The sequence below is a fragment of the Rhizobium sp. Root274 genome (genome assembly GCF_001429245.1).
GTDB lineage: Bacteria > Pseudomonadota > Alphaproteobacteria > Rhizobiales > Rhizobiaceae > Allorhizobium.
In genome coordinates, this window is the sequence record NZ_LMJE01000001.1 from 1,465,539 (window position 1) to 1,478,756 (window position 13,218).

Genomic DNA, 13,218 nt, shown 5'->3' on the forward strand with positions numbered 1-13,218 from the left:
CGGCGCCGAAGGGAGACACCATGTTCCGCAAATCCGTCCTCGGCGCGTCTTTCGCGCTGCTCGCCACGTCCGCTGCGATCTTCGCCGGCCCGGCCTTTGCCGCTCCCTCCGCCAAGGAGGTCTTGACGCATTACACCGACCTCGCGGAGGCAAAATTCCAGGACGCGCTGACCACGGCCAAGGCGCTGGATGCCGCGATCGACGCCCTGATCGCCAAGCCGAGCGACGAGACTCTGAAGGCCGCCCGCGCCGCCTGGATTGCGGCTCGCCCGTCCTATCAGCAGACGGAAGTCTACCGCTTCGGCAACCCGATCGTCGACGAATGGGAAGGCAAGGTGAATGCCTGGCCGCTGGATGAAGGCCTGATCGACTATGTCGACGCCGGTTACGGCACCGAAAGCGACGGGAATTCGCTTTATGTCGCGAACGTCATCGCCAACCCGAAGATCAAGATCAACGGCGAAGAAGTCGATGCCTCGAAGATCACGCCCGACTTCCTTGCGAACACGCTGCATGAAGCCGGCGAAGTCGAAGCAAACGTGGCAACCGGCTATCACGCCATTGAATTCCTGCTCTGGGGCCAGGATCTGAACGGCACCGGCCCGGGTGCCGGCAATCGCGCCTATACCGATTACGACAAGGCCAATTGCACCAACGGCAATTGCGACCGCCGCGCCGATTATCTGAAGTCTGCCTCGACGCTGCTCGTGCAGGACCTGCAGGAAATGGTCGATGCCTGGGCGCCGGAAGGCGACGCCACGAAGAATGTGCTGGCTGACGAGAAGAAGGGGTTGTCGATCATCCTGACCGGCATGGGCTCGCTCTCCTATGGCGAACTGGCCGGCGAGCGCATGAAGCTCGGCGTGCTCTTGCATGACCCGGAAGAGGAGCACGACTGCTTCTCCGACAACACGCACAACTCGCACCTGAACGACGCCATCGGCATCGCGTCCGCCTATCTCGGCGATTACACCCGCACCGACGGCACGAAGCTCACCGGCCCGTCGCTCTCCGAACTCGTGGCCGCCAAGGATCCGGCACTTGACGCCGAGATGAAGGCCAAGCTGACCAAGACGCTGGACGCGATGCATGCCATGGCCAAGCGTGCCGAAACCGTCGAAGCCTATGACCAGATGATCGGCGAAGGCAATGCCGAGGGCAATGCCACCGTGCAGGCCGCGATCGACGGGCTGATCGACCAGACCCAGACCATCCAGCGCGTCATTGCGTCGCTGGATCTCGGCACGATCGAGCTTGAAGGTTCCGACAGCCTTGATAATCCTGGCGCCGTGTTCCAGTAAGAAGCAAAGGCGGGCCGTTCCGTTCAGAACGGCCCGATCCCCCCGATGAAAGCTCCGATCGCTCTCGCTGCCGGCCTCGCGCTGCTGATATCGACAGCGATCCCATCGGGCGCCGGGGACGTGGCCACACGCAGCGACCTCTCGGCAATAGACCTCGCCCGTGTGCTGGCCGTGACCCAGCCGACGAGCGACTTTTCCAGAGCAGAACCCTTCGAGATCAAACAAGGCGGCGCCGGGACCTCTCAGCATGGCGTCTCCCGCGATGCCTTTTCGCAGTTTGCTCCGAACATCACCTTTGCCGAAGAGCAGGATTTCAAGCTCGGCAACGCGCTCTTCACCAAGCTCTGGGTCTCCTCCCCCTCCTCCACCCAGGCTTCTGATGGCCTCGGGCCGCTGTTCAACGCACGGTCCTGCCAGAGCTGTCATGTGAAGGACGGACGCGGCCATCCGCCGGAGGGCGGTCGCGATGCGACCTCGATGTTTTTGCGGCTCGCCCGCAATCCCGCGACGCCGGAAGAGCGGGCAAGGTTGGAGACGCTGGAGGTGATGAGCCTGCCGGACCCGGTTTATGGCGGGCAGTTGCAAGACCAGGCGGTGCCGGGCTTAAGCGCCGAAGGGCGGATGCAGATCCGCTATGACGAACAGGCCGTGACGCTTGCCGGCGGCGAGACCGAGATGCTACGCAACCCAACCTATTCGGTCTCCGACCTCGCCTATGGCCCGCTTGACCCGACAACGACGCTATCGCCGCGCATTGCCAATCCGATGATCGGTCTCGGCCTGATCGAGGCGATCGCCGAGGAGGATATCCTGGCCCTGGCAGACCCGGAGGATGCCAACGGCGACGGGATCTCGGGCAAGGCGGCTCGCGCCCGCGATCACAGGACCGGAGAGATCAAGCTCGGGCGTTTCGGCTGGAAGGCGCAAAACGCATCCGTGCGTGACCAGAGTGCAAACGCCTTTGCCGGTGATATCGGCATTTCGACGCCTGATGATCCGCGTTCTTTCGGCGACTGCACGCCAGCGCAGGTTCAGTGTCTAACCAGCGCCACCGGCGTGCAAACGCGGCTGGGCGATACGGAGGCGCCTGACCCGGTGCTCGACCTCGTGATCTTCTACGCCAAAAATCTCGCACCTCCGGCCCGACGCGATGTCGGGGATGCCGAGGTGCTGCGCGGCAAGCAGCTGTTCTACGACAGCGGCTGTACCGCTTGCCATACGCCAAAATTCGTCACCAGCCGCAAGGCCGATAACAAGGCGCAGGCCTTCCAGCTGATCTGGCCCTATTCCGATTTTCTGCTGCATGACATGGGCGAGGGCCTCTCCGACGGGCAGACCGTGGGCGATGCCACCGGAACCGAGTGGCGCACACCGCCGCTCTGGGGTATCGGTCTTACAAAAGCCGTCAACGGACACACTTTCTTCCTGCATGACGGGCGCGCCCGCTCTCTCACCGAAGCCATCCTCTGGCACGGCGGAGAAGCGACGGCGGCCCGGGATCTCTTTGCTGCTTCCGCCCCAAAGGACCGAAAGGCCCTTATCACTTTCCTGGAGTCTCTCTGATGCGGACTATTCTTGCTCGGATCGCCCTCACTTCGTTTCTGACGCTGCCGCTCGGCTTGGGCCCGGCGATGGCGCAGGAAAGCCCGATCACCCCCGGCGTGCTCGACACTGCGAAGGTGCCAGGCGTCATGGCCAAGGCCGTGGATGGCTTCATTCGTCCCGGCTATCACCATTTCACCGAGGAAGCGGATACCATGGAGAAAACCATGGCCGCGCTCTGCGCTTCGCCCTCGTCCGAGAGCCTGCTGAATGCGCAATCGACATTCGGCGACCTGATCGAAGCCTGGTCGCGGGTCGAGATCGTCCGGGCCGGCCCCGTGCTCGACGACAACCGTTTCGAGCGGATCCTGTTCTTCCCCGACCGCAAGGGCACAGGTTTGAAACAGGTGCAGGCCGCACTCGCAAAGCCCGATCCGAGTGTGACCTCCGTCGATACGCTGAAAGGCAAGAGTGTCGCCATGCAGGGACTGGGCGCGCTGGAATTCGTGCTCTTCGGCACGGACGCGGAGACGCTGAAGGCTGCCGATGGCACCTATCGTTGCCAGTATGGTCAGGCGATCGCCGCCAATCTCAAGCGTCTCGGGACCGAATTGACGGCAGCCTGGGACGCGCCGGACGGCATCGCAGCCGCCTGGAAGACGCCCGGCCCGAAGAACCCGGTTTATCGCGACGAAGCGGAGGCGGCGAAGGAACTGCTCGGGGTCCTCGTTCACGCTGCCGAGACAGTTCGCGACCAGCGGATCGAGCATTTCTACAAGGGCGATGCCGCCAAAGGCCTTCCGCGCCAGGCGATCTACTGGCGCTCGGGCTACACCTTCCGCTCGATCACAGCCAATATCGAGGCAATTCGTGATCTGATGGCCCAGTCCGGCATGGTCGACCTCTTGGCCGAAGACAACCGGTCCGTCGTCAGCTCCGTCGACTTCGTCGCGCATTCGCTGTCGCGGGTATCCGGCGATATCGAGCCCGATGTCGCCAAGGCGCTGGCGACGCCGAAAGAGGTTGCCAAGCTCGACTTCCTGCTGCTCAACAGCCGCGACCTGATCCTGCGGCTGAACAATGATCTCGGCGGCGGGATCGGGCTAGCCGCCGGTTTCTCCTTCTCCGACGGGGACTGAGATGCCCACCCTTCCGCTTATCGATCGCCGCGTCTTTCTGAGGGGCGCAGGCCTCGCTTTCGTCGCCAGCCTTGCGCCACGCGCCGCCTTTGCGCTGGAGCGTGCGGATGCGGTCTATGCCTCGGGGCTGATGCAGCCGGATGGCCGCTTTGCGATTGGCCTTGTAAGCGAGAGCGGCGAGCTCATCGAGGAGATCGCCCTGCCCGGCCGGATCCATGGGCTTTGCCACAGCAAGGCAAACGGTCTCTCCGTCGCCTTCGCCCGGCGTCCCGGAACCTTCGCCGTCGTCTTCGACACCACCCGCCGGGCCGAGCCGCAGATCATTTCGGCGCCGGAGGGGCGGCATTATTTCGGTCACGGCGCCTTTTCGCCCGATGGACAGCTGTTCTACGCGAGCGAGAATGATTTCGACGCCAATGCCGGCGTCATCGGGATCTATGACTGTCTGTCCGGCTTCGAGCGTATTGGGGAAGTGCCGGCTTACGGCATCGGCACGCATGACATCACGGTCACATCCGAGGGCATCCTCGTCATCGCCAATGGCGGGATCGAGACCCATCCGGATTTCGGCCGCACCAAGCTCAATCTCGACCACATGGAGCCTTCTCTGGCGCTCGTTGATGCAAAGAGCGGCGACCAGATCCAGAAGCACACGCTGCCCGCCGAGTTGCGCCAGCTCTCCACCCGCCATCTCGATATCGCCGAGGACGGCAAGATCTGGTTCGCCTGCCAGTATGAGGGGTCGCGCACCGACCGGCCGCCACTGGTCGGGCATTTCTCCAAGGGCGAGGCCCTTTCCTTCGTCTCCCTTCCCGATGCGACGACAGACCGTCTCGGCAATTATGTCGGCGCGATCGCCGTCAATCGCAAACGGGGTCTTGTCGGCATCGCCTCGCCAAAAAACGGGCTCTGGGCCGTGCTCGACGGCAAGGACGGGCGTCTCATTTCAGAAACCGTTCTCGTCGATGCGGCAGGCATTGCGCCCTCGCCGGAGAGTTTCGCCGTGTCGTCCTATCGCGGGGAATTCCTCGACCGGATGCACCGGGTCGCCTGGGATCAGCATATCGTGCGCATCTGACCACTGGCCGTGGCACGAAACGCGCCCTAGATGACGCGCATGTCAAAGATCGTTCGCTACATCCTCTTCATCGGTTTGGTCGTCGGGGCCGGCACCCTCTCCGGTCTTTCGTCCGGCCCGGGCACCAGCAACGGCCCGATCAACTGGTACCTCTCGCTTGAGAAGCCCTTCTTCAATCCGCCGGCCTGGATCTTCGGCCCGGTCTGGACGGTGCTCTACATCCTGATCGGGATCGCAGGCGCGCGGATCTGGGAGCGCGCGCGAAAGTCCGCAGCGATGAAGCTGTGGTTTGCCCAACTGGTGCTCAACCTTCTCTGGTCACCGGCCTTTTTCGGCCTGCACAATCCGGAACTCGGGCTCGTGGTCATCGCCGGCATGCTGGTGACGATCATCGGCTTCATGATCAAGGCCCGCCCGATCGACCGCGTTTCCATGCTGCTCTTCATCCCGTATCTGGCCTGGGTCGCTTTCGCGAGCCTGCTCAATCTCAGCATTGCGCTGATGAACTGATTTGCCCTTCTGGCCGCTTGCATGCCCCTTTGGGGCGTGCCACTTTCCGGCCGAAGGGGCTTGAGGCATGACTGAAATCGATCCGGATACCGTCGAGGCGCGCATTCGCCGCAGTTTCGCGCGCCAGGGCGCCATGGAAACGCTTGGCGCAAAGCTCTCTCACATCAGCCAGGGCGTGGTGGAAATCGACCTCCGGTTCGATGCCAAGCTGACCCAGCAGCACGGCTTCCTGCATGCCGGCGTGATCTCGGCGGCGCTCGACACCGCCTGCAGCTATGCGGCCTATACGGTGATCGAGCCGGAAGCCTCGCTGCTCACCATCGAATTCAAGGTCAACCTGATGTCGCCCGGCCGTGGCGAACGTTTCCTGTTTCGCGGCGAGATCACCAAGCCGGGCTCCAACATCATCGTCGCCGACGGTCGTGGCTATGCCCTGACCGATGGACCGGCCAAGCTCATTGCCTCCATGACCAGCACGATGATGGTCATTCGCGGACGGGAGGGCATTTCCGAATGAGTTTCGAGATGAAGTCGGTCGCCGGGCGCAACGTGCTGTTCGTCATGGCGGCAGATCCCGAATACGGCGTTTTCCTGCGCACACGCATTTCGCCCCTGATGACCGGGATAGGCCCGGTCGAAGCGGCCGTCGTTCTCACCCGCGAGCTGACGCGCCTTGCGGTGCAGGACGATCTTCCCGATCTTGTCGTTTCACTTGGATCGGCCGGCTCGGCAAAACTCGAACAGACGGAAGTCTATCAGGTTTCGGCCGTCTCCTACCGCGATATGGATGCGTCTGCCTTCGGCTTCGAAAAAGGCAGGACACCGCTGCTCGATCTTCCCGCCGTCGTGGAACTTCCGCTGCGCATCCCCGGCATTCCCGTGGCGACGCTATCGACCGGCGCCAATGTGGTGTCCGGTGCTGCCTATCAGGCGGTTGAGGCGGACATGGTCGATATGGAAACCTTTGCCGTCCTCAGGGCGTGCCACGCCTTCGACCTGCCGCTCATCGGCTTGCGCGGCATTTCCGATGGCCGCCATGACGTCAACCATATCGACGACTGGACGCAGTATCTGCACGTCATCGACAAGAAGCTGGCGCTCGCCGTCGACGGCCTGCAGACGGCGCTGGAAGACGGCGTCTTCTGGTTCTGAGCGGCTGCACAAAAAATCGAGGCGCTGCGGGCATTCTGCCATTGAAACAGGGGCCCTTTTTCTTTAAAGGCTCGCCATGACCCAGACAGCACATCCCGACAGTGTTCTCATCGTCGATTTCGGCAGCCAGGTAACGCAGCTAATCGCCCGCCGCGTTCGTGAATCCGGCGTCTATTGCGAAATCGTCCCCTTCCAGTCCGCCGAAGAAGGCTTCAACCGGTTGAAGCCCAAGGCGATCATCCTCTCAGGAAGCCCCGCTTCCACACTGGATGAGGGCAGCCCGCGCGCCCCGCAGGTGCTGTTCGACAGCGGCCTTCCGATCTTCGGCATCTGCTATGGCCAGCAGACCATGTGCGCCCAACTCGGCGGCAAGGTCGAAGGCGGCCATCATCGCGAATTCGGCCGCGCCTTCCTTGAGGTCGAGCAGGATTGCGCGCTCTTCGAAGGTCTGTGGTCGGTCGGCTCGCGCCACCAGGTCTGGATGAGCCATGGCGACCGCGTCACCGCGATCCCGCCGGGCTTCAAGGTGCTCGCCACCTCCTCCAACGCGCCCTTCGCCTTTATCGCCGACGAAGCGCGCAAGTATTACGCCGTGCAATTCCACCCTGAGGTCGTGCACACGCCCGATGGCGCAAAGCTCATCCAGAACTTCGTGCAGAACATCGCCGGCGTGAAGGGCGACTGGACCATGCATGCCTATCGCCAGAAGGCGGTGGAGCAGATCCGAGCCCAGGTCGGCGACAAGCGCGTCATCTGTGCGCTCTCGGGTGGCGTCGATAGTTCGGTCGCGGCCCTGCTGATCCACGAGGCCGTCGGCGACCAGCTCACCTGCATCCTCGTCGACCACGGCCTGATGCGCAAGAACGAGGCAGCCGATGTCGTTGCCATGTTCAAGGAACACTACAACCTGCACCTCATCCATGTGGATGCCGTCGACAAGTTCGTCGGCGAGTTGGAAGGTGTTAGCGACCCGGAAACCAAGCGCAAGATTATCGGCCGCCTGTTCATCGAGACCTTCGAGGAAGAAGCGAAGAAGCTCGGCGGCGCCGATTTCCTCGGCCAGGGCACGCTCTATCCCGACGTCATCGAAAGCGTCTCGTTTACCGGCGGTCCGTCGGTTACGATCAAGTCGCACCATAATGTCGGCGGTCTGCCCGAGCGCATGAAGATGCAGCTCGTCGAGCCCTTGCGCGAACTGTTCAAGGACGAAGTGCGTGTGCTCGGTAAGGAACTCGGCCTGCCGGACAGTTTCATCGGCCGCCACCCCTTCCCGGGTCCGGGCCTTGCCATCCGTTGCCCGGGCGGCGTTACCCGCGAAAAGCTCGACATCCTGCGCGAAGCCGATGCCATCTATCTCGACGAGATCCGCAAGGCCGGGCTCTACGACGCGATCTGGCAGGCCTTTGCCGTGCTGCTGCCGGTCCAGACCGTCGGCGTCATGGGCGATGGCCGCACCTATGAATTCGTCTGTGCGCTGCGTGCCGTCACCTCGGTCGACGGCATGACCGCCGACTTCTACCACTACGACATGGAATTTCTGGGTCGTGCGGCGACGCGCATCATCAACGAGGTTCGCGGCATCAACCGCGTCGTCTACGACGTGACCTCGAAGCCGCCGGGCACCATCGAGTGGGAATGATCCGATAAAAAGGGGCTGTCCAGAGGACGGTCCCTTTTTCGTTTGGACGCCTTAGACCTTTTCTGCCGGCTCCTGCCGGCGGAGCCAGGCCGACAGGATATCGGAACCGAGTTCGGAGAGAAGCGGCGAAGAGGCCAAGATCTTGCGACGCAGTTCCTCTGCATCCGGCTGGGTGGCAAGAGCGGACTGCGCGACCTCGTCAAACACCAGGAGATCCGCCGAATAGACCACTGTGCGCTTGCGGGTCGCCATGGGCTCCATCTTCAACCGGTCGGCCCAGCCGAAGGCATCGCCGGATGTCAGATGGCGAAGCGGGCGATCAGGGGCGTTGGAGAGGAAGCGCTGGCGGTCGAGCGGGTCGGGAATGCGCGTGGCGAGCGCCTGGTAGAGCAGATAGGGATCGGTGGTCAGGCTGCCATAATGCTCGGCCAGCGTGAAGGCGACGGGACCGAGGAAGAGCGCGGCCTGGCGGGCGACCTGACGGATGGTGTTTGGCGGGATCAGCGGCAATCGATTGGGACCGAAGACCGCCCCCAGGATCGGCGCCAGTTCTGCCTGAAGATCGATCTCGTGGCTCAGAACCTCTTCGTGCAGGCCCCCGTCGACGACAAAGCCGGCGACTTCCGGCGGTACGGTTTCGCCTGGGCCGAAGCGCAACATCCGCCCGCGATCAGCGACAGAATTGGGGAAGGCCGCCGTCTGTGGCACAGCGGGCGGGATTGCATCCCTGCCCTCGCCGGTCATCGGGATGTTGTCCCGGTCAAAGGCGTACCAGAGCGCGGTCAGTACCCGCGAGGCGAGCGAGGTCGTGTCGATCGGTTTTGTCGTGTAGCAACGCAAAGCGTAGCGCATGACGCCCGTCTCAGGCTGCGGACCGATGAGGACGGCAGAGGGCAGCGGATCTTCTGCGACACCCGGAATGCCCCGGTCGAGGACTTCCTCAACCACCTTGAAGACGCGCATGGGCGGCACCTGGTCCGGCACGAGAAAGGGTACGGCGGTGCGCACCGGCTGGCCGCGCCTGACCACTTCCACCGCATCCGTGGCGAGCGTGCTGTTGGGCAGGACGACCGAACTGCCATCGGGCGTGCGCAGGAAGATCGAGCGCCATTTCAAGGCCACCACCTCGCCTTCGACGCTGCCCTTGCGGATGAAGTCACCCACCCTGAGCGGACGCTCCAACTCGATCGAGAGGCCGGAGAAGAGATTGCCCAGGGTGTTCTGCAGGGCAAAGCCGAGCACCAGCGAGACGATCGCGGAGGTGGCGAGCAGGCTGGTGATGTCGAACGCCGTGCCGTAATGCAGCCAGATGAGCATGGCGGCAATGTAGATGACGATCGAACTCATGACCTTGACGAGATCGGTGGTCCGGCTGTTGCCGTCGGAATCGTCGACGAAGGTGCCGACCGCCACTTCGACGAAACGTGCGACGCTGAGTGCCGTCAGGAATAAAGCCGTGTCGCGCAGCACCGGCGCCCAATCAGCGCTGTCAGGCGCCAGGGTGACGAAGAGCAGCCAGGTGAGGGCGGTCGAGGCGACAAGCAGTGCAGACAGCAGGTAACTCATCGGTCGTTCTTCCTGCCGCCAAGATCCGGAAAGAGCCGCAGTGCCTCGTTGAGACTGGTGCGCAGTCGCGAGATCGATTGCTCAAGGTCGTAGAACTGGCCGTTCATGCGCACCCGCGGTTCGGCCCCCTGCCATTCCGCTCCAAGGCTGGTCTCGATGGTCTGGCGGGTGATGGTTTCCAGGGGATGTGTCACATAGCGGCGCAAAAGCAGAAGGAAGATCGCGAGCGAGAGGACAAAGACGCAGGTGAGTGCGCCGAGTGTGACGGCAAGACTTTTGGCCGCCTGGCGATTGGGCCCGGCCACCGGCACCTCGATGAGCTGCATGCCGATCACGTCGCCCATTTTCCAGCCGAAACCGTTGTTGCCATATTTCGCCACCATCGAAGCCGGCGCCACCTCCGGCGTCGAGTGACATTGCAGACAGGCTTCGCTCGGCATGCGGAGCGGCCTTGCGAGATAGAAGCGGCGTTCGGCCCCCGTACCCACCTCGCCCGATTGCTCCTTCAGCTCCGCATCGTCCTGGAAGTTCTGCAACAGCGTCACTTCCCAGTCATTGGCGCGGTCATCGATATTGGTAGGGTTCAGGGATGCTTCTCGGTAGCGATAGTCGGGAAATTTCTCCCGAAGGATGCCGAGCGTGGTCTGGGCGCCGTAAGAGGGGACCATCTGCGGATGGAACTCTTCGTATCCCAGCGCCTTCACCAGCGGCGCCACCTGGCTGCTGGTGTAGTTGCGCATGGCCAATCCCATTTCCAGGAGGACGCGGGATTTTTCGTTCACCTCGCTGCGGGCCTGACGAAATTCGAGTGTGTAGGAAATATAGCCGGCGATGAGCAGGCCGAAGACAAAACAGACGGCCAAAATCAAGCCGAGACGAAACTCTATCCGCATGGAGCCTCCAAGCGCTGCGGGTCCGACGGGCATGCGATGGAAAAGATGCTAATGCGATGCAGCATATCGCTTAACTATGCCGTGGCAATTGGCCACGCCGTCCAAAAGTGACCTATTTTTTCGGCAGGCGGAAACGGTGTCCGACGCTTTGAATTTGCCGCCCTGCTTGCTATCTCTCGGCAGATATTTGAAGGACGCCCTCCATGACGACGATCTACGGCATCAAGAACTGCGACACGATGAAGAAGGCGCGCACCTGGCTCGAGAGCCATGGCGTGGCGCATGACTTCCACGACTACAAGGCCAAGGGAATAGATGCGGCAGTGCTCGACGGCTGGATCGGCAAGGTCGGGTGGGAGGTGCTGCTCAACAAGGCCGGCACCACCTTCAAGAAGCTCGACGACACGCAGAAGCAAGGGCTTGATGCAGCAAAGGCCAAGGCGCTGATGCTGCAGCAGCCCTCCATGATCAAGCGCCCGGTGTTGGACGTGGACGGCACGCTTGTCGTCGGCTTCAAGCCGGAGACTTACCAGCAGACGTTCAAGGCCTGACCCATGGCGAAAACCACCCGCGCGACGCAGTTTCTCGACAAGGCCGGGGTGGCCTATACCACCGCGACCTATGACTACGATCCGAATGCCGAGCGCATCGGGCTGCAGGCGGCGGAAGCGATCGGCGAGCATCCGTCGCGGGTGTTGAAGACGCTGATGGCCGAACTCGACGGCAAGCCGGTCTGCGTCGTCGTGCCCTCCGACAAGGAGGTCTCCATGAAGAAGCTCGCCAGCGCCTTCGGCGGCAAATCGGCGGCGATGATGAAACCCGCCAATGCGGAAAAACTTACCGGCTTCGTCGTCGGCGGCATCAGCCCTTTCGGCCAGAAGAAGCGGGTGCCGACCGCGATCGAGATCTCCGCGATGGACGAGGCTCTGGTCTACATGAATGGCGGCCAGCGCGGTCTGCAGGTTCGGCTTTCGCCGAAGGATGCGCTGCAAGCCCTCGTCGCTATTGCGGTACCGCTCACAGCCTGAAAGGCTCACATCCTGGAAGACCACCCGTCTAGACTTCGCCACCTTTGCGCTTAAGTCTGCAGCACCCGAACATGAAACAGGAATGCCCGATGACCCTGCCCGATTATTCCGCCTCCATCGATCCGACCAAGCTCGACAAGCTCGCCGAGGTAGCGATTAAGGTCGGCTTGCAGCTGCAAAAGGGGCAGGACCTGGTGCTGACCGCGCCGCTCGTGGCCGTGCCGCTGGTGCGTCTGATCACGGCGCATGCCTATAAGGCTGGGGCCGCGACCATCACCACCTTCTATTCGGACGAGGAGACGACGCTCGCGCGCTATCGCCACGGCCATGACGAGAGCTTCGATCGTGCGCCGAACTGGCTCTATGACGGCATGGCAAAGGCTTACGAAAATGGGGCAGCGCGCCTGGCGATCGCCGGAGACAATCCGATGCTGCTTTCGCAGGAAGACCCTGCCAAGGTCGGCCGCGCCAACAAGGCGACCTCGATCGCCTACAAGCCGGCGCTGGAGCATATCTCGAACTTCGATATCAACTGGAACATCTGCTCCTATCCCAACCCGTCCTGGGCGAAGCTCGTCTTCCCTGACATGCGGATCGAGGAGGCCGTGCGCAAGCTGGCCGACGCCATCTTCGCCGCCTCGCGCGTCGATCGTGAGGATCCGATTGCAGCCTGGGCCGAGCATAACGCTGAACTGAAGAAGCGCTCGACCTGGCTGAATGGTGAGCGTTTTGCCGCCCTGCACTTTACCGGCCCCGGCACGGACCTCACCGTCGGTCTCGCCGACGGCCATGAGTGGCATGGTGGCGCCTCCACCGCGAAGAACGGCGTTACCTGCAATCCCAACATTCCGACGGAAGAAGTCTTCACCACGCCGCATGCGCTGAAGGTGGAGGGCCATGTGTCCTCAACCAAGCCGCTTTCGCATCAGGGCACGCTGATCGACGATATCCAGGTACGCTTCGAAGGCGGCCGGATCGTCGAGGCGAAGGCCTCAAAGGGCGAGGCAGTGCTCAACAAGGTGCTCGACACCGACGAAGGTGCCCGGCGTCTCGGCGAAGTGGCGCTGGTGCCGCATTCCTCGCCAATCTCGGCATCGGGCGTGCTCTTCTACAACACGCTGTTCGACGAGAATGCCTCCTGCCATATCGCACTCGGCCAGTGCTATTCGAAGTGCTTCCTCGACGGCGCCTCGCTCAGCCAGGATCAGATCAAGGCGCAAGGCGGCAATTCCTCGCTGATCCACATCGACTGGATGATCGGCTCCGACAAGGTCGACATCGACGGCATTCGCGCAGACGGTTCAAAGGTGCCGGTCATGCGCAAGGGTGAATGGGCCTGAGGGCGGCTGCAGTCTTACGCACAAACTAAA

General features: G+C 62.6%; 13 protein-coding genes. 11 read left to right on the forward strand and 2 right to left on the reverse strand.

Annotation, left to right across the window (positions count from 1 at the left end; all coding sequences use genetic code 11):
* Positions 1-20: 20 nt before the first annotated feature.
* From ASE36_RS07235 to guaA, 8 genes are all read left to right on the forward strand, one after another.
* Positions 21-1,301 carry an imelysin family protein gene (locus ASE36_RS07235; RefSeq protein WP_062277006.1) on the forward strand — a complete coding sequence of 427 codons (1,281 nt, stop codon included), beginning with the start codon at positions 21-23 and terminating at the stop codon, positions 1,299-1,301.
* Between the two features lie 45 nt (positions 1,302-1,346).
* Complete coding sequence (locus tag ASE36_RS07240) at positions 1,347-2,864, forward strand: di-heme oxidoredictase family protein (protein WP_082510872.1); 1,518 nt, start codon at positions 1,347-1,349, stop codon at positions 2,862-2,864.
* The gene (locus tag ASE36_RS07245; RefSeq protein ID WP_062277010.1) at positions 2,864-3,982 is read left to right on the forward strand and encodes an imelysin family protein; all 1,119 of its coding nucleotides are present in this window, start codon (positions 2,864-2,866) and stop codon (positions 3,980-3,982) included. Before ASE36_RS07240 ends, ASE36_RS07245 begins: the two co-directional genes overlap by 1 nt.
* Position 3,983: 1 nt before the next feature.
* A complete protein-coding gene (locus tag ASE36_RS07250) occupies positions 3,984-5,060 on the forward strand; it encodes a DUF1513 domain-containing protein (RefSeq protein ID WP_062277013.1) in 1,077 nt (358 codons plus the stop codon).
* Positions 5,061-5,099: 39 nt separating this feature from the next.
* Positions 5,100-5,570 carry a TspO/MBR family protein gene (locus ASE36_RS07255; RefSeq protein ID WP_062278183.1) on the forward strand — a complete coding sequence of 157 codons (471 nt, stop codon included), beginning with the start codon at positions 5,100-5,102 and terminating at the stop codon, positions 5,568-5,570.
* Positions 5,571-5,637: 67 nt separating this feature from the next.
* Positions 5,638-6,087 (forward strand): PaaI family thioesterase, encoded by a 450-nt coding sequence (locus tag ASE36_RS07260; protein WP_062277016.1) that lies wholly within the window; start codon positions 5,638-5,640, stop codon positions 6,085-6,087.
* Complete coding sequence (locus ASE36_RS07265) at positions 6,084-6,722, forward strand: 5'-methylthioadenosine/S-adenosylhomocysteine nucleosidase (protein ID WP_062277020.1); 639 nt, start codon at positions 6,084-6,086, stop codon at positions 6,720-6,722. Before ASE36_RS07260 ends, ASE36_RS07265 begins: the two co-directional genes overlap by 4 nt.
* Positions 6,723-6,798: 76 nt before the next feature.
* Positions 6,799-8,361: a glutamine-hydrolyzing GMP synthase gene (gene guaA, locus ASE36_RS07270; protein WP_062277024.1), complete on the forward strand. Its 1,563-nt coding sequence runs from the start codon at positions 6,799-6,801 to the stop codon at positions 8,359-8,361.
* A 51-nt stretch (positions 8,362-8,412) separates the two neighbouring features.
* Here the strand turns inward: guaA and ASE36_RS07275 are convergent, their stop codons facing one another.
* Together ASE36_RS07275 and ASE36_RS07280 are read right to left on the reverse strand one after the other, a co-directional pair.
* A complete protein-coding gene (locus ASE36_RS07275) occupies positions 8,413-9,927 on the reverse strand; it encodes a mechanosensitive ion channel family protein (protein WP_062277027.1) in 1,515 nt (504 codons plus the stop codon).
* Positions 9,924-10,820, reverse strand: coding sequence for a DUF3365 domain-containing protein (locus ASE36_RS07280; RefSeq protein ID WP_062277030.1), 897 nt, complete (start codon positions 10,818-10,820; stop codon positions 9,924-9,926). Before ASE36_RS07280 ends, ASE36_RS07275 begins: the two co-directional genes overlap by 4 nt.
* A 203-nt stretch (positions 10,821-11,023) precedes the next feature.
* Between ASE36_RS07280 and ASE36_RS07285 the strand changes: the two genes are divergently transcribed.
* From ASE36_RS07285 to ASE36_RS07295, 3 genes are all read left to right on the forward strand, one after another.
* Positions 11,024-11,371 (forward strand): ArsC family reductase, encoded by a 348-nt coding sequence (locus tag ASE36_RS07285; RefSeq protein WP_062277033.1) that lies wholly within the window; start codon positions 11,024-11,026, stop codon positions 11,369-11,371.
* Positions 11,372-11,374: 3 nt separating this feature from the next.
* Positions 11,375-11,848 (forward strand): Cys-tRNA(Pro) deacylase, encoded by a 474-nt coding sequence (ybaK, locus tag ASE36_RS07290; protein ID WP_062277036.1) that lies wholly within the window; start codon positions 11,375-11,377, stop codon positions 11,846-11,848.
* Positions 11,849-11,937: 89 nt separating this feature from the next.
* Positions 11,938-13,188, forward strand: a complete 1,251-nt coding sequence (locus ASE36_RS07295; RefSeq protein WP_062277040.1) for an aminopeptidase — start codon at positions 11,938-11,940, stop codon at positions 13,186-13,188.
* Positions 13,189-13,218: the final 30 nt, after the last annotated feature.

Excerpts from the sequence above, each read along its gene's own strand:
- ASE36_RS07240 (WP_082510872.1), top strand. The coding sequence starts at position 1,347 with ATGAAAGCTCCGATCGCTCTCGCTGCCGGCCTCGCGCTGCTGATATCG.
- ASE36_RS07295 (WP_062277040.1), top strand. The coding sequence starts at position 11,938 with ATGACCCTGCCCGATTATTCCGCCTCCATCGATCCGACCAAGCTCGAC.
- ASE36_RS07255 (WP_062278183.1), top strand. The coding sequence starts at position 5,100 with ATGTCAAAGATCGTTCGCTACATCCTCTTCATCGGTTTGGTCGTCGGG.
- ASE36_RS07260 (WP_062277016.1), top strand. The coding sequence starts at position 5,638 with ATGACTGAAATCGATCCGGATACCGTCGAGGCGCGCATTCGCCGCAGT.
- guaA (WP_062277024.1), top strand. The coding sequence starts at position 6,799 with ATGACCCAGACAGCACATCCCGACAGTGTTCTCATCGTCGATTTCGGC.
- ASE36_RS07250 (WP_062277013.1), top strand. The coding sequence starts at position 3,984 with ATGCCCACCCTTCCGCTTATCGATCGCCGCGTCTTTCTGAGGGGCGCA.
- ASE36_RS07245 (WP_062277010.1), top strand. The coding sequence starts at position 2,864 with ATGCGGACTATTCTTGCTCGGATCGCCCTCACTTCGTTTCTGACGCTG.
- ASE36_RS07285 (WP_062277033.1), top strand. The coding sequence starts at position 11,024 with ATGACGACGATCTACGGCATCAAGAACTGCGACACGATGAAGAAGGCG.
- ASE36_RS07280 (WP_062277030.1), bottom strand. The coding sequence starts at position 10,820 with ATGCGGATAGAGTTTCGTCTCGGCTTGATTTTGGCCGTCTGTTTTGTC.
- ASE36_RS07275 (WP_062277027.1), bottom strand. The coding sequence starts at position 9,927 with ATGAGTTACCTGCTGTCTGCACTGCTTGTCGCCTCGACCGCCCTCACC.
- ybaK (WP_062277036.1), top strand. The coding sequence starts at position 11,375 with ATGGCGAAAACCACCCGCGCGACGCAGTTTCTCGACAAGGCCGGGGTG.
- ASE36_RS07265 (WP_062277020.1), top strand. The coding sequence starts at position 6,084 with ATGAGTTTCGAGATGAAGTCGGTCGCCGGGCGCAACGTGCTGTTCGTC.
- ASE36_RS07235 (WP_062277006.1), top strand. The coding sequence starts at position 21 with ATGTTCCGCAAATCCGTCCTCGGCGCGTCTTTCGCGCTGCTCGCCACG.